At 37.0% G+C, this 15,407-nt stretch carries 14 protein-coding genes; 3 read left to right on the forward strand and 11 right to left on the reverse strand.

Annotation, left to right across the window (positions count from 1 at the left end):
• The 11 genes from J2786_RS20730 to J2786_RS20780 all read right to left on the reverse strand — a co-directional run bounded on the left by J2786_RS20730 (window position 1) and on the right by J2786_RS20780 (window position 12,930).
• A complete protein-coding gene (locus tag J2786_RS20730) occupies window positions 1-552 on the reverse strand; it encodes an LptE family protein (RefSeq protein ID WP_051934227.1) in 552 nt (183 codons plus the stop codon).
• Window positions 542-1,246, reverse strand: a complete 705-nt coding sequence (locus J2786_RS20735) for a hypothetical protein (RefSeq protein ID WP_047428760.1) — start codon at window positions 1,244-1,246, stop codon at window positions 542-544. The genes J2786_RS20730 and J2786_RS20735 overlap by 11 nt, the downstream gene beginning before the upstream one ends.
• Window positions 1,247-1,259: 13 nt before the next feature.
• Complete coding sequence (locus tag J2786_RS20740; RefSeq protein WP_047428758.1) at window positions 1,260-2,549, reverse strand: sigma-54 interaction domain-containing protein; 1,290 nt, start codon at window positions 2,547-2,549, stop codon at window positions 1,260-1,262.
• A 36-nt stretch (window positions 2,550-2,585) separates the two neighbouring features.
• The gene (locus J2786_RS20745) at window positions 2,586-3,383 is read right to left on the reverse strand and encodes a tetratricopeptide repeat protein (protein ID WP_047428756.1); all 798 of its coding nucleotides are present in this window, start codon (window positions 3,381-3,383) and stop codon (window positions 2,586-2,588) included.
• Window positions 3,384-3,575: 192 nt separating this feature from the next.
• Window positions 3,576-5,012 carry a tRNA (N6-isopentenyl adenosine(37)-C2)-methylthiotransferase MiaB gene (miaB, locus tag J2786_RS20750; protein ID WP_047428754.1) on the reverse strand — a complete coding sequence of 479 codons (1,437 nt, stop codon included), beginning with the start codon at window positions 5,010-5,012 and terminating at the stop codon, window positions 3,576-3,578.
• Between the two features lie 85 nt (window positions 5,013-5,097).
• Window positions 5,098-5,883 (reverse strand): energy transducer TonB, encoded by a 786-nt coding sequence (locus J2786_RS20755; protein ID WP_047428752.1) that lies wholly within the window; start codon window positions 5,881-5,883, stop codon window positions 5,098-5,100.
• An 86-nt stretch (window positions 5,884-5,969) separates the two neighbouring features.
• Window positions 5,970-6,452 carry a hypothetical protein gene (locus J2786_RS20760; RefSeq protein WP_052186865.1) on the reverse strand — a complete coding sequence of 161 codons (483 nt, stop codon included), beginning with the start codon at window positions 6,450-6,452 and terminating at the stop codon, window positions 5,970-5,972.
• A 129-nt stretch (window positions 6,453-6,581) separates the two neighbouring features.
• Complete coding sequence (locus J2786_RS20765; protein ID WP_047428749.1) at window positions 6,582-8,315, reverse strand: thiamine pyrophosphate-dependent enzyme; 1,734 nt, start codon at window positions 8,313-8,315, stop codon at window positions 6,582-6,584.
• A 249-nt stretch (window positions 8,316-8,564) separates the two neighbouring features.
• On the reverse strand, window positions 8,565-9,767 hold the full coding sequence (lysA, locus tag J2786_RS20770; protein ID WP_185097530.1) for a diaminopimelate decarboxylase: 1,203 nt from the start codon (window positions 9,765-9,767) through the stop codon (window positions 8,565-8,567).
• A gap of 261 nt (window positions 9,768-10,028) precedes the next feature.
• Window positions 10,029-11,252, reverse strand: a complete 1,224-nt coding sequence (locus J2786_RS20775; RefSeq protein ID WP_047428744.1) for a 3'-5' exonuclease — start codon at window positions 11,250-11,252, stop codon at window positions 10,029-10,031.
• A 151-nt stretch (window positions 11,253-11,403) separates the two neighbouring features.
• Window positions 11,404-12,930 carry a helicase HerA-like domain-containing protein gene (locus J2786_RS20780; RefSeq protein ID WP_047428742.1) on the reverse strand — a complete coding sequence of 509 codons (1,527 nt, stop codon included), beginning with the start codon at window positions 12,928-12,930 and terminating at the stop codon, window positions 11,404-11,406.
• A gap of 346 nt (window positions 12,931-13,276) precedes the next feature.
• Between J2786_RS20780 and J2786_RS20785 the strand changes: the two genes are divergently transcribed.
• Genes J2786_RS20785 through J2786_RS20795 form a run of 3 tightly spaced genes read left to right on the forward strand, consistent with a single transcriptional unit; the run spans window position 13,277 to window position 15,380 of the window.
• Complete coding sequence (locus J2786_RS20785) at window positions 13,277-14,686, forward strand: MBL fold metallo-hydrolase (RefSeq protein WP_047428740.1); 1,410 nt, start codon at window positions 13,277-13,279, stop codon at window positions 14,684-14,686.
• A 4-nt stretch (window positions 14,687-14,690) separates the two neighbouring features.
• Window positions 14,691-15,068, forward strand: coding sequence for a rhodanese-like domain-containing protein (locus J2786_RS20790; RefSeq protein WP_052186863.1), 378 nt, complete (start codon window positions 14,691-14,693; stop codon window positions 15,066-15,068).
• 12 nt (window positions 15,069-15,080) lie between these two features.
• Window positions 15,081-15,380, forward strand: coding sequence for a thioredoxin family protein (locus J2786_RS20795; protein ID WP_047428738.1), 300 nt, complete (start codon window positions 15,081-15,083; stop codon window positions 15,378-15,380).
• Window positions 15,381-15,407: the final 27 nt, after the last annotated feature.

Here is a 15,407-nt window from a genome sequence, read left to right on the forward strand (position 1 = left end):
TTACCAATTCGCTACAATGTCGTTAAATATCTTGTTAATAATTCTATCTGTTACCAGTTTTACCTGCTGGTCTTCGATCTGGCTTAGAGATACATCACTGTTGAAAGCCGCTTCATCAGAGTATGTTCTGTCAAAACTTGCATCCGGATGAATTTTGTTTTCATAATGTACCTTTACGGTAATCGTAAGTTTATTCTGTGCCTGCTGAATCACTCCACCAGAAGGGTTTGTCTGGGTATTGGAACTGATTGTGGTAGGGGTAATGGAATAGTCTGTAATTTCACCTTCTATCAGGATATCCGGATTTTCTTTTGTTCCTTTCAAAGTGGTTCTCTGAAGGAATCTGTTTTGTATTGCTGTAGAAAACTGTTGGGATAATGCCGGGTTTACAAGAGGTGCATTATTGGGAAATTCATTGATCTGAACTGTTTTCTCGTCTGTAAGAGACGATCCCGTAAAACTGTAACATGAATTTAAAACTCCCAGCAACGCAAAAAGCATTCCCGTTAACAGTGATTGTTTCAGGCTGATATTGTTAATTTTAAAGTTCATTTTTAGATCCGATTTCAATAATTTCATCATACTCAATTTGTTGAATAGCATCTTCATAAGCAAAATAATTCGCTGTATATAAAAACGGTAAGGTAAGAAAAATTCCTATCCCGCAGGCAACAATACCAATCTGGGACAAAATACTTACTACCAATGAGAAAAGGAAGATTGACAATAAATTTCCTTTGGTCATTATTTTTGAAATATTCCAGGCTTCTTTCACTTCTTTGATTCCTTTAAGACTGATTAATGGAATGATATAAAAGCCTTTTAATACAAAGTAATATATAGCTGCTATTAATAAAAATATATATGGAAACACAAAAAGTGCAACCATTGGATTGGGTTCATGACTATCAGATAATGCACCTGATATACCCAGCACAGCCAATAAAGGAATATAAAGTAATAAAACACCTCCAAAAATAATTAACTGCAGCATAAAATAAGGCATGAAATCTTTGAAATCAAAAATATCTCCCGGGCTTGCCGGCTGGCTTCTGTTCAGCCTTTGAAGGTATCTATACATATTGCCCATTGCAAGCAGTCCACAGAATGGAATAATAGACATCACAAAGCATGCTAAAAATGCCAGGAAAATATTTCCGAAATCTTTCTTTAAAAGTTCGACTCCTTTGTTAATGTATTCTCCGAGTTTAAAATTGATCGGCTTAGGTGTTAAATTGACTTTCATTATTTATGTTGTGCTAATCTTCCAGGTTATATTGTTTTATTTTTCTGTATAAAGTTCTTTGTGAGATTCCCAGCTCATCTGCCGCTCTGTTCCTACGTCCTTTATGCTTCTCCAAAGCTTTGATAATCAAATCTTTTTCATTATTTTGAAGAGAAAGGGATTCTGGTCTGTTTTCTTCAATTTCGATATCCTCAATATCTTCATAGCTGTCGTCAGGAGTTGAGATAATTGTGGGAGTCTGAACAGCAGGCGTATCATTATTATTTTCAAAATATAACATTGACCCGGAATTCACTTGCGGCTGACTATCAGAAGTATAAATTCTGTTAATCAGGTTTTTCTCATGGTTGCTCAGATCTGCTGTTCCTCTGTTCTTGATTAATTCCGAAGTTAAGGATTTTAAATCATTAATATCATTCCTCATATCGAACAGAATTTTATACATGATTTCCCTTTCACTTCCGAAGTCGTTCTGCTTAGGGGTGCTTGGAGTATTTACCACCATCGGAAGATGGGTTTCCATAGGAATATATTCAGCAAGTTTTTCAGCAGTGATATTTCTGTTCCTTTCCACAACAGTCATCTGCTCTACTAAATTTCTTAGCTGGCGGACGTTCCCCGGGAAGGAATAACTTTCTATGTAATGAACAGCACTCTGCTCCAGTTCCAGTTCCGGCATTCTGTATTTTTCCGCAAAGTCTATGGCAAATTTTCTGAATAGCAAATGGATATCTCCTTTTCTTTCTCTCAAAGGCGGCATATCAATTTGAACGGTATTCAAACGGTAATACAAATCCTCACGGAATCTTCCATCATGGATAGCTTTCATCATATTAACGTTGGTAGCTGCTACAATTCTCACATTGGTTTTCTGTACCTGTGACGAACCCACTTTCATAAATTCACCACTTTCCAGCACTCTTAAAAGACGAACCTGGGTCTGTAGAGGAAGTTCTCCTACCTCATCCAGAAAGATGGTTCCGCCGTCTGCTACTTCAAAATATCCTTTTCTGGTAGCGGTGGCTCCTGTAAAAGCTCCTTTTTCGTGCCCGAACAGCTCAGAGTCTATGGTTCCTTCCGGAATTGCTCCACAGTTTACCACAATATAAGGCTGATGTTTTCTTCTGGATTCTGAATGGATGATTTTCGGAATAAATTCTTTTCCTACCCCACTTTCTCCAATCACCAGTACAGAAATATCTGTAGGTGCCACCTGAATAGATTTTTCCAGGGCACGATTGAGTGCGGGAAAGTTTCCGATAATTCCGAAACGGTTTTTTATGTTTTGTAGCTCGTTGCTCATAAGTAAATTTTTGATTATTGATTTAATGTTAATCTTCTACAGCGCTTCAATCTGTTGTCTGTAGACTTTGTTAAAGTAATGAGTATAGACATCTTTCATAGTCTTTCCTTCATCATACGTTTGCAGGGCTAACATTTTTAAATCCAAATAATCTTTGTTTCTGATCTTAGAAACTTTACTTTTAAAGTATATATTCTCGGCAAAGTTGTATTCTTTGCTTTGTTTTTCAAAATTTTCCAGGGCCTTGTCATATCTTCCCAGCTCAAAATAGGTAACCCCAAGCTGATAATGATCGAACATTCCCTTCACATAACCTCTGGTAGCCAGAAGCCTTTCTATAATCCCAGCCGCTTTTTCTTTCTGTCCTAAAGCACTATAGGACATAGCTCTCACTACATCCAGATTATAGTCTCCGTTTTGAGATCTTCCCAAATCTCCGGAGTAGTATTTTTTTAATCCTTCTAAATCCTGAATGGCACCTTTATAGTCTCTCAAGAACTGAAACTTTGTCCAGCCTCTGTAGCCAAGATGCATTTTAGGATCTAAGGCAACTGCTTTATCAATTAGAATCTTCCAGGTTATGAAATCTCCGTTTTTAAGATATGGAACTGCTTTTTCCATATAAGCATGGGAGAAATCGGGGCACAATTCAATGGCTTTATCGAAACCTTCCTGAGATTCTGCGAAACCTTGTAAATCTGAAGCCCAGTTGTATAACTCACACGCTTTTTTGCAGTTCTCACCCTCTACTGCACTACAGTTGACCTGTGCAATAGTATTGGTGTAAACGATAAGTAACAAAAAGCTAAGGTAATACCTCTGAAACTTTTCCATTTTCAATTTTATAGGTTAAATACTGATAATAATCTACTTTTAAACCTTTTATCTCTTTCAGATCCGGGATTATATAACAGTACTGTCTTTCCTTCACAATTTACTAAAAATCTTACGGTAATATATCCGTTGATCTTTTTTTAAGAATATATATTTTCTTTTTTTAAGTTTTTTAGTGATGGTAACTTAATTTTATTCTACTGTTCTCCCTAAAAGTGTGCCTTGCGTATTATCATACACGAAAACGTTCACAATGTCACCTATTTTCTGTCCTTCCAGTTTATCGAAGACACATACAGCATTCTGAGAGTTTCTTCCTTTCCATTGGTTTTTATTCTTCTTGGAAATCCCTTCAATCAGCACCTCATGCACTCTTCCTACATAAGATTTCATTCTTTGGCTGGAAAGCTCACCTTGAAGCGCAATAACCTCAGCAAGACGTCTCTGTTTCACATCAGCCGGAATATTGTCTTCCATTTTTTTGTGAGCTGGTGTTCCCGGTCTTTCTGAGTACGCAAACATATAACCGTAGTCATACTCTACTTCTCTCATCAGACTTAAAGTATCCTGGTGATCTTCTTCTGTTTCATTACAGAATCCAACGATCATATCCTGAGAAAATGCAACTTCCGGAACAATTTCCTTCGCTTTTCTGATCAGATCAAGATATTCTTCACGGGTATGCTGTCTGTTCATTGCTTCAAGCATATTGTTGCTTCCGCTTTGTACAGGAAGGTGTACGTATTTACAGATATTGTCGTGTTTAGCCATCATTCTGAATACATCCAGGCTCATATCCTGCGGATTTGAGGTAGAGAATCTGATTCTAAGCTCAGGAACGGCTTTAGCCACTAAATCAAGCAATTGAGCAAAATTAACAGCGGTTGCTTTCTGCATTTCAGAAGCTTTGGCAAAATCTTTTTTAGGGCCACCTCCATACCAAAGGTAAGAGTCTACATTTTGGCCTAAAAGGGTAATTTCTTTATATCCGTTATTGGCAAGATCTTTACATTCTTCAATAATAGAGTGTGGATCACGGCTTCTTTCTCTTCCTCTTGTAAAAGGAACTACACAGAATGTACACATGTTATCACAACCTCTGGTAATGGTAACAAATGCGGTAACACCGTTTCCTCCTAAACGAACAGGATTGATATCTGCGTAAGTCTCTTCCTTGGAAAGAATTACATTGATAGCATCTCTTCCGTCATCGGTTTCTTTTAAAAGATTCGGCAGGTCTCTATAGGCATCCGGACCTACAACAAGGTCTACCAATTGTTCTTCTTCTAAGAATTTTGTTTTCAATCTTTCCGCCATACATCCCAGTACTCCTACCGTCATATTCGGTCTTTCTTTTTTCAGATTTTTAAACTGAGAAAGACGCATTCTTACGGTTTGTTCTGCTTTTTCACGGATGGAACATGTATTTAAAAGAATCAGGTCAGCTTCTTCAACTTTCATGGTTGTATTATAGCCCTGTTCATTGAGAATGGATGCAACAATTTCAGAGTCAGAGAAGTTCATCTGACAGCCATAGCTTTCTAAAAACAGTTTTTTAGAGTTCTCCGGTCTTTCTGCAATAGCAAAAGCTTCGCCCTGTTTTGTTTCGTCTATATATTTTTCCTGCACGATAATCGATTTAAGGTCCGCAACTTTAAATTACGAACGAATAAGTTTGCAAAGATACAAAATATTGTGACAGAATGTCAGGAGATTATCTGTATATGTTATTGTGAAAATTTTGATCCATTATTTTATTCTGCTCTTCCGACTCTATCTGAAGATCAAACTGTTGAAAAATTGGTTGACTAACTTTAGCTCTAATTGGAATATTATTAAATGTAGCAGGATTCCATTTTCCTTTTATTTTAGATAGGCTATTGATGATCTCTTTCTTTTCATAATCAAAAAAATCACCTTCAATCTTGAAATCCTCCATTTCACCATTCTCATTGACAACAAATGTCAGCAAGACTCCTTTGTCCTCATTTTTCTTTATGAATCTTTCAAAAATAGACTTAACCTCAAATCCAAAAGCTTTGATTCCTTTTTTAAAAGTTGGGCCTTTCTTTTCGTTTTTACTTGGATCCTCTTTGGAATTAACTAAATAAAAAGGATTTATTTCAATTTTGGCAATGGCTCCAATAGATTTCCCGTTCACTTTTGCCGGCATCCAGTTTTTGAGACGGGGAATAATTTTACGGCTGAAATCAAATGCACATTTATTTTTTTGAATTTCTACAGTATCAAAATCTTTAACATAATGGATGGTTGAATTTTCATGCACAAGAATCTGTACATTATACCGCTCTTCACTTTTTTCACAAGGCAACAACTTTTTCTCTTTAACAACCTTTACCATCTCCTTATTTAACTGATTTACGCCTCCCACGTAAAAATCTTGTCCATAAGGATATTTATCCAAAACTTCGTTTTGAGCAAAAATTAGTTTTGTTGTAAAGAAAGTAATAAACAACAAAAAATTTTTAATCACGGTCATGTTTTTTATTTCTTTTTTCAGAACTTATTTGATCTCTTCACTAAATATCTCCCTTCTTTTAAAATTTTGAAAAGATGACCTTTTTTCTAATCAATATCAGCAGACATTGAAGAGAAGTTCATTTTAACTTTAATCTGTGAAGCTATTGCCTTTCCACTACAAGATGCCGGAATCCAGCTTTTCTTTATTCTTCTTACGACGTACTGCATATCATCAAAAAAAACTTCGCTATTGGTCACTTTAGGCATTCCTTTTACATCAACTACTTTTCCTTTTTCATCAAGCACCAAGGTAAATGTAAAATCTCCCGTCAAAGCATAGAAATCGGAATTCAGATAGGCATACATATATTTGTTCAGGATATCTTTGTAGGCTGCTACACCTCCTTCATAAGCTGCAGATTTAAAATCATTACATTTTACAGCCACCTGCATAAAAGGTTCTTTGATATCTATTTTCAGAACATTTTTATTGCTCTCCCTGATAAAAGAATCATCACGTTCTTCCTGATCCTGTGCGAAGGAAAAATTCACTGTGCACAAAGCCAAAAATAAAAGTACTGTTCTCATAATTGTTTACTAATAATAAGCAAAGGTAAATATTTAGCACATTTATAAAAAAGAAAAACTTCACGCAAAGCATGAAGTTTTACATATAGATTCTGAATTTCAGATAACTTTTCAATCATTTATTTCTTCTTATAGCAGGCCTTTGATGTGTTTATAATTGGTCTTTACCGTTTCAAAAACCTCATCCATTTTACCTCCAAGCATCAATTGAGCCATAGATTTGGTCATTCCCATGATCTGATCAAATTCAATCTTCGGAGGAAGAGCCAGTGCATTGGGATTGGTAAAAATATTCAGCAGATAAGGTCCATCGTGATCCAGACATTCCTTAATAGCACTTTCCACTTCTTCGGGAAGGTGCACATTTTTCCCGGGATAGCCCATGGCATTCGCTACCAGGGCAAAATCAGGGTTGATCATATCTGTTTCATTGTCCGGCATTCCGCCAACCTCCATTTCAAGCTTTACCATTCCTAGAGTTCTGTTATTAAAAACAATTAATTTTACTGGAAGTTTATACTGAAAAATAGTAGCCATATCTCCCAACAACATAGATAATCCTCCGTCTCCGCACATCGCAATAACCTGTTTTTCAGGATGAGCTAAAGCCGCTCCAATAGCCATTGGCATTGCATTCGCCATAGAACCATGGTTAAATGAACCCAGCATTTTCCTTTCACCCGTTCCCGTAATAAAACGGGCTCCCCAGACGCAGCACATTCCTGTGTCTACAGTAAAAATAGCATCATTTTCGGCAAGCTTATCCAAAGTGTGTGCTACATATTCCGGCTGAATAGCGTTCTCTTTTCCAAAATCCTTTACATATTCCAACTGGCTTTCTTTTACTTTATCGTAAAACGCAAGCTGTTCATTCAGAAAGTGGACATCCGCTTTTTCTTCCAATAAAGGAAGCAATGCTTTAATGGTTTCTTTGACATCTCCTGCAAGACCCAACTCCAGCTTGGCTCTTCTTCCTAATCTTTCAGGGCTTTCATCAATCTGCACTATCTTATTTTTTACTGGCATGAATTTCTGATAAGGAAAATCTGTCCCTAAAAGAATTACGAGATCAGCTTCGTGCATGGCATGATAAGCTGAAGGAAATCCTAAGAGCCCTGTAAGTCCTATTTCATTTGGATTATTGGGCTGGATAGCCATTTTCCCCCGAAATGAATATCCCACAGGTGCTTTTAACAGCTTAGACAAAGCAACTACCTCAGCGCGGGCTTCAGCCGCACCTATACCACAGTACAGGGTTATCTTTTTACTATTGTTTATAAGGGTTGACAAGCTTTTCAACTCGCTATCCGAAGGTCTTATGACAGGATTGGTTTTAAATATTTGAGTGGAAGTAGAGCCTTCCTCAGCATCTAATTCGGAAACATCTCCGGGAAGACCTATCACCGCTACTCCTTTTTTGGAGATCGCATGCTGAATAGCAGTTTGTACGGTTCTCTGTACCTGTTCAGGTCTTGTAATCATCTGATTATAGTAGCTGCAGTCATCAAATAGCTTTATCGTATTGGTTTCCTGAAAATAATCCATTCCCATTTCATCACTTGGGATTGTGGACGCAATAACCAGCATGGGAACATGAGAGCGATGGGCTTCATACACTCCATTGATCAGATGAACATGCCCTGGACCACAGCTTCCGGCACATACAGCCAATCCATCAAGCTCTGCCTCTGCAGCAGCGGCATAAGCTCCTACTTCTTCATGTCTTACATGAATCCATTGGATACTGCTTTTTTTGACAGCAATATTCAGGTGATTAAGACTGTCGCCGGTTACTGCATAAATTCTTTTCACATTGGCATTTTCGAGCATTTCAACAATTTGCTCTGCTATGTTTTTCGCCATAATTAGTCTGTTTTGGTGGTTGTTTTGTATGAAAAAATGAGAATTGTAACGGACGTAAATCCATACTTCTATCAAATTTAGCTAATAAAGTTGAGACTCCATCCCTAACCCGATGTTAAAAACTTGTAATTTATTTTGAATTCTTTTTCTATTGAAACCTCACGGGTTTTGAAAACCCGTGAGGTTTAGCTCACCAGTAAAAAAAACAGCCACCCAAAAGGCGGCTGTTTATATCATATTTTTCAGATTTTACATTACTATTTCAATCTGATTTCTCAATAAATCTTCGAACTCATCTCTTTTACGGATCAAATGAGCTTTTCCATCTAAGTATAGTACTTCAGCAGGCTTTAATCTTGAATTGAAGTTTGAACTCATTTCAAAACCATAAGCTCCCGCATTATGGAAGGCAAGGATATCTCCTTCTCTTACTTCATTCAGTTTTCTGTCCCAGGCAAATGTGTCTGTTTCGCAGATATTTCCTACTACCGTATAAATCCTTTCTGCTCCTTTTGGATTGGAAAGGTTTTCAATCAGATGGTAAGAATCGTAGAACATAGGACGGATAAGGTGATTAAATCCGGAATTGACCCCAACAAAAACAGTTGCTGTTGTCTGTTTGATCACATTAGCTTTCACCAATAAATAGCCGCTTTTTCCTACTAAGAATTTTCCAGGCTCAAACCATAGCTCGAATTTTTTCCCTGTAGATTTTGAAAATTCAGAAATTACTTTTTCTACTTTTTTACCTAATGTTCTTACATCAGTCTCTTCTTCACTGTCCTGGTAAGGGATTTTGAATCCGCTTCCCATATCCAGATATTTCAGGTTCGGGAAATGCTCAGAAAGCTCCAGCATGATCTCCAAAGCCTGAAGGAATACATCCGGATCTTTTATTTCGCTTCCTGTATGCATGTGAAGCCCTTCCACATTCAGGTTCGTGCTTTTCATCACTCTTTCAATGTGACGAACCTGATGGATAGAAATTCCGAATTTACTGTCGATATGCCCTGTTGAAATCTTATAGTTACCTCCGGCAAAAATATGTGGGTTGATTCTTACTAAAATCGGATAAGTGTTTCCGTATTTATTTCCGAATTGCTCAAGGATGGAAATGTTATCAATGTTAATATGAACTCCGAAAGTCATTGCTTCTTCTATTTCGGCAAGGTCAACACAGTTGGGTGTAAATAATATCTTTTCCTTCGAAAATCCTGCCTTTAAACCTAGTTTAACTTCGTTAATAGATACACAATCCAGAGATGCACCCAGATTCTTGACATACTTAAGAATATTGATATTGGTCAAAGCCTTCGCTGCGTAGAAGAACTTAGTATGTTTTAAAAATGAAGAAGTCAGTTTTTCGTATTGAACTTTGATGGATTCAGCATCATAAACATACACTGGTGTGCCAAACTCATTGGCAATCTTTAATAATTCTTTTGAATTCATAATTTCATTTTAACATAAAAAAAGGCAGATTCTTATAAAAAAGAGCCTGCCACATTGATTATTTTTTATGCAAGACAACTCTTTTAAATATTCCAAACCTTAGAGAACTTTACAGCTCCCTTTTTTCCAGTTTTATTTTGTTTAAAATTTTGCATTGCTTCTATTTAATTTTTGCAAAAATACTATTTATTTTTCTATTTCAAGAAACTTGATTTAATTGTATCCTCTTCAGAATACAATCTGTAAAGTGTAGACACTCTATTACTTCGGTAATGGCAACGTCTCGAAATCCCCGCGAAGCAAAGCCAGTTGCAATTCGTTATTCAGATCTGTGGAAGACAGCGGAAGATCAATCTTCAGTTTAGCCAGCTTACTGAGTGTCTGAATCTGCGTAAACAGTTCATAAAAACCAAAGGAAACCACTTTCCCGTTTTCTATGATTAAAAACAGCTTTTCTCCTAATTTTCTTCCAGGACCCAGCCAAAGCTCATTTCTTTTTCTGAATTCGACCTTCTGTTTCAGTGCAGAAAAATCTTTAAATTCTTCCTGAGAACCTATAAACTGAACCGCTTTTGTACCCTGGGTAAATGATCTGAATTTCAGGACCGGCTTCTCAGTTTTATTGAGTTTATTTTTTTCAACCACATATTTATTATTCCTGAAATACAATCCGAAAGGTAAAACTTCCTTCTTTTTTATATTCTTGGAATTCAGGATCAGTTTGGCAATAATATCTGTTCCGGTAAGCTCAAAATTAATCTGCTCAACATCTTTCTGGATCTGTTCCCATTTTTTTGATTTGGAATTGAAAACCTTTTTGGAAAATTTGTTGATATCCTGAACATAATCGGAAAACATAATACGCCCCGCTTCATCCTGAAAGTACACAAATCCTTTATCATTAGGAAGATCCTGGGTTAGCTCTTTGATCTTGTTGATATACGTTTTTGCATTAGACTCGTCATGTTGTTTCTGAATGATCTCATTTTCAATATCTTTTGAAATCAGAAGTTTGAAAAGTTCTAATGTAGCTCTTGCATCACCTTCCGCCCTATGGTGGTTAGTCAAAGGAATGCCAAGTGATTTTACCAGTTTTCCCAACGAATAACTTACTTCATCAGGAATCAATTTTTTAGCTAACGGAATTGTATCTAAAGTATTGGTTTTGAAATCATAACCAAGTCTTTTGAAAGACTGGCGAAGCATCCTGTAATCAAAATCAATATTATGACCTACCAAGGTTGTGTTTTGAGTAATTTCGATTACTCTCTTGGCAATTTCATGAAATTTCGGAGCTGTTTTGACCATCTTGGGGGTAATACTGGTCAGCTTTTGTACAAAAGGAGTAATATCACCTTCAGGGTTTACCAGCGATATAAACTGGTCTGTGATTTTCTGACCGTCATATCTGTAAATGGCGATATCTATAATGCATTCATTTCTATAACCTGCACCATTACTTTCTATATCTATTATTGAATACATGAATGTGTGTTAACTGCTGTTTTTCTGTTTTTAATATTTAAAACCTGTCTTTTATTCCCCAATAAAATACGGCTCTATTTTTACCGTTAAGTAAAGATAACCTGCTAAAATAACAAAAAATATATCAAAATACAGCAGGTTAGCTTCCAAATTATCTTCTTCTGCCTCCCAGTCCGAACATTCCGAGAATAGCTTTTGCTCCTTCCCTCATTAATGTAGAGGTAAAAGTACGGCCGGCTTTACTCTGTAATACCTGTTCAAACATTCCGGGTTCTTCCTTTACCGGTTTTGTCTTTTGTGTTGGCGCAGGGTTTTGGGCTGCCTGTTCCATTCTGGTGGTCAGCATTTCGTAAGCAGATTCTCTGTCTAATGCCTGCTCATATTTTGCTACCATTGCTGATCTGGAAGTAAGGTCAGAGATTTCTGTTTCATTCAGAACATCCATTCTTGATTCCGGAGAAATCAGGTATGTATGGACTAATGGTGTAGGAATCCCTTTTTCATCAAGTGCCGTAACAAATGCTTCCCCGATTCCAAGATTCTGAATCAGGCTGGACGCATTGTAATATTCTGTGGTTGGATAATTTTCAACCGCTTTGGTAATTTCTTTTTTATCTTTTGCCGTAAAGCCTCTCAATGCGTGCTGTATTTTCAATCCTAACTGAGAAAGTACATTTTCAGGGACATCCCCAGGAATCTGGGTAATAAAATAAATCCCGACTCCTTTGGAACGGATGAGTTTTACCATGGTTTCGATTTGTGAAAGAAGGGCTTTGGATGCTTCATCAAAAATCAAGTGGGCTTCATCTATAAAAAGGACTAGCTTTGGTTTTCCACTATCTCCTTCTTCAGGAAATGTCATATAAATTTCAGCAAAAAGCGAAAGCATAAACGTTGAGAAAAGCTGTGGCTTATTCTGAATATCCGCTACTCTGAGAATATTGACAACTCCTTTTCCATCTCTTGTTTCCAGCAAGTCATGAACGTCAAAACTTAATTCTCCGAAAAATCCAGCTGCTCCCTGTTGCTCCAGGGCAACAATAGATCTTAAAATCGCTCCGAGAGAGGCTGACGCAATGGATCCGTAATTGGCTGCAAGTTCTGCTTTCCCCTGTGCATTATCTGTTACATACTGCAGTACTTTTTTCAGATCGTTAAGATCGATCAATGGAAGCCCTTTATCATCACAGTATTTGAAGACAATAGACATGATGCTTTGCTGCGTATCATTCAATTCAAGGATTTTGCTTAATAAAACAGGCCCGAATTCTGTAACAGTAGCCCTCAGTTTCACACCTTTTCCGCCGGAAATACTCATTAATTCTACCGGAAAGCCTTGCGGATTATAAGGAAGCTGTGTCTTGGCATACCTTTCTTCAATAATAGAATTCATTTGTCCCGCTTCTGCAATTCCGGAGAAATCTCCTTTAATATCCAGAACCAAAGATGGAATTCCTGCGTGAGAAAGCTGTTCTGCAAATACCTGTAATGTTTTTGTCTTGCCGGTTCCGGTAGCTCCGGCGATAAGACCATGGCGGTTAATTGTTTTCAGGGGAATTGTTACATTAACCTCTGTCACTACTTCTCCATCCAACATTCCCTTTCCTAATATTATATGCTCTCCTTTTGGAGTGTATCTCGTATTCAGTTCTTCAATAAATTGTGTTTTGTCTGCCATTTGGTCGCTTTTTTAACTTATAAATATAAAATTTTTTGTAAAATATGTAAGATATTTTCTGAAGAACTTCTATCTGTTCCTTTTAAAAATAAATTTGTTCTTGGATAATCAAATTTTAAACCACGATTATTAATTTTTTTAAATACCGGAAAGGTTATAAAAACTAAACATGATATAAAACAGCATTTGCCTTTTATTCTTATGTAAGGCATTCTTTTTGCTAAAAAACAACAAATACTAAACGTATGTTTAGCAAAGTATTGAAAGAAACTATCAATGGGATTTAACATTTCATTTAGAATTGATCTAATACTTCGTATCTTTAACTCATTAAAAAAAGACCCCAATGAAAATTGAACAAATATATACGGGCTGTCTGGCTCAGGGTGCCTATTATATTGTATCAGAGAATGAAGCAATCATTATTGATCCTTTAAGAGAAGTAAAACCTTATCTGGATCGTCTGGAAAAAGACAATGTCACTTTAAAATATATTTTTGAAACTCACTTCCATGCTGATTTCGTATCAGGACATTTGGATTTAAGTAAGAAGACAGGTGCGCCGATTGTATACGGACCTACTGCTGCTCCGGAATTTGAAGCTATTATTGCTGAAGACAATCAGATTTTTGAAATCGGGAAAGTGAAGATAAAGGTAATGCACACTCCGGGACATACCATGGAAAGCAGCACGTATCTTTTAATAGACGAAAATGGTGTGGAGACTGCTATTTTTACAGGTGACACGCTATTTTTAGGAGATGTGGGAAGACCAGATCTGGCACAAAAGGCTACTAACCTTACTCAGGAAGACCTGGCGGGAATTCTATATGATAGTCTTCAGAACAAAATCATGCCCTTGGATGACAGCATCACTGTTTATCCGGCTCACGGTGCTGGTTCTGCCTGTGGAAAGAATATGCAGAAAGAAACCGTTGATATTCTGGGGAATCAAAAAAAGACCAATTATGCTCTTAATCAACCGGATAAAGAATCTTTCATCAGAGAAGTTCTGGATGGTTTAACAGCTCCACCGAAATATTTCGGAATGAATGTCGCGTTAAACAAAGGCGGCTATGAAAGCCTTGATGTGGTAATGAATAAAGGACTACATCCTGTTGAAGCTGAAGACTTTGAAGCTTTGGCAGAAGAAACAGGAGCATTAATTTTAGATACAAGAGGCCCCGCAGACTTCCACAAAGGATTTGTTCCAAACTCTATCAATATAGGACTGAAAGGAGATTTTGCCCCATGGGTAGGAACTCTTATTGTAGATGTAAAACATCCATTATTATTAGTTACTGATGAAGGAACTGAAGAAGAAGTTATCACGCGACTGAGCAGAGTGGGTTTTGACAACGTAATAGGATACCTGAAGGGAAGCTTTGAAGCATGGAAAAATGCAGGAAAGGAAACTGATGAAATTAAAAGAATTACTCCAGCTGAATTTGCAGAGCAGTTTACAGAAGAAGCTACCGTAATTGATGTAAGAAAGCTGACTGAGTATTCTGCTGAACATATTGACAATGCATACAACAAACCGTTGGATACCATCAGCGACTGGGCACGTACCATTGATGATTCTGAACACTTCTTCCTTCATTGTGCCGGCGGATATAGAAGCATGATTGCAGCAAGCATTCTTAACTCACACGGAATCAGAAACTTTACTGAAATAGAAGGTGGTTTTAACGGTATTAAAAAAACGGAAAAACTTCCAACTACAGATTTTGTATGTCAATCTAAGACCCTGTAAGATCATGAAAATTAAGTTTTTCGGATTATTTTTAGCATTAGCATTTACATTAAGTGCCTGTAAGACAAACCATACAGCTACAGTTCCTACAGCTAACATCAAAGATGTCGTCAACAATTCTGATGTAGTATTGGTAGATGTTAGAATTCCGGAACAGTATGCTGCAGGAACGGCAAAAAATGCCATCAATATTCCATTGGCAGAGATTCAAAACAATGTAGAAACCCTGAAGGGTAAAAAAGTTGTTGTTTTCTGTAATAAAGGAATTCAGGCAGATCAGGCTATGGAAATTCTGAAGAAAAATGGTGTGGAAGCTTATGATGGGACGAGCTGGAAGAATGTAAAGGCAATCCAGGACGAAACAAACAAAAAAGCAAACTAATACAACCAAAATATGTCACAAAAATTTCAGGAAATTATTGATTCCGAAAGACCTGTCCTTATAGATTTTTTCGCAACATGGTGCCAGCCCTGTAAAGTGCAGTCTTCGGTATTAAATACGGTAAAGGAAAATATTGGCGAAGGAGCCAGAATCATAAAGGTAGACGTAGATCAATACCCCGCGCTGGCAGCTCAATATGGAGTACGTGGAGTTCCTACACTGGCCATTTTCAAAAAAGGGGAAATGCTATGGAAGGAAAGCGGTGTTCATGACGTGAATACATTAACGAACCTTCTGCAACAATATATCTAAGATAAAATAAGGGCTGAAATTCAATGA

The organism is Chryseobacterium vietnamense (assembly GCF_031454475.1).
Classification (GTDB): Bacteria; Bacteroidota; Bacteroidia; order Flavobacteriales; family Weeksellaceae; genus Chryseobacterium; species Chryseobacterium vietnamense.

What these genes read in the sequence shown, in the direction of transcription:
- J2786_RS20730 (WP_051934227.1), bottom strand. Translation starts at nt 552, where the DNA reads ATGAACTTTAAAATTAACAATATCAGCCTGAAACAATCACTGTTAACG.
- J2786_RS20735 (WP_047428760.1), bottom strand. Translation starts at nt 1,246, where the DNA reads ATGAAAGTCAATTTAACACCTAAGCCGATCAATTTTAAACTCGGAGAA.
- J2786_RS20740 (WP_047428758.1), bottom strand. Translation starts at nt 2,549, where the DNA reads ATGAGCAACGAGCTACAAAACATAAAAAACCGTTTCGGAATTATCGGA.
- J2786_RS20745 (WP_047428756.1), bottom strand. Translation starts at nt 3,383, where the DNA reads ATGGAAAAGTTTCAGAGGTATTACCTTAGCTTTTTGTTACTTATCGTT.
- J2786_RS20755 (WP_047428752.1), bottom strand. Translation starts at nt 5,883, where the DNA reads ATGACCGTGATTAAAAATTTTTTGTTGTTTATTACTTTCTTTACAACA.
- J2786_RS20760 (WP_052186865.1), bottom strand. Translation starts at nt 6,452, where the DNA reads ATGAGAACAGTACTTTTATTTTTGGCTTTGTGCACAGTGAATTTTTCC.
- J2786_RS20765 (WP_047428749.1), bottom strand. Translation starts at nt 8,315, where the DNA reads ATGGCGAAAAACATAGCAGAGCAAATTGTTGAAATGCTCGAAAATGCC.
- lysA (WP_185097530.1), bottom strand. Translation starts at nt 9,767, where the DNA reads ATGAATTCAAAAGAATTATTAAAGATTGCCAATGAGTTTGGCACACCA.
- J2786_RS20775 (WP_047428744.1), bottom strand. Translation starts at nt 11,252, where the DNA reads ATGTATTCAATAATAGATATAGAAAGTAATGGTGCAGGTTATAGAAAT.
- J2786_RS20780 (WP_047428742.1), bottom strand. Translation starts at nt 12,930, where the DNA reads ATGGCAGACAAAACACAATTTATTGAAGAACTGAATACGAGATACACT.
- J2786_RS20785 (WP_047428740.1), top strand. Translation starts at nt 13,277, where the DNA reads ATGAAAATTGAACAAATATATACGGGCTGTCTGGCTCAGGGTGCCTAT.
- J2786_RS20790 (WP_052186863.1), top strand. Translation starts at nt 14,691, where the DNA reads ATGAAAATTAAGTTTTTCGGATTATTTTTAGCATTAGCATTTACATTA.
- J2786_RS20795 (WP_047428738.1), top strand. Translation starts at nt 15,081, where the DNA reads ATGTCACAAAAATTTCAGGAAATTATTGATTCCGAAAGACCTGTCCTT.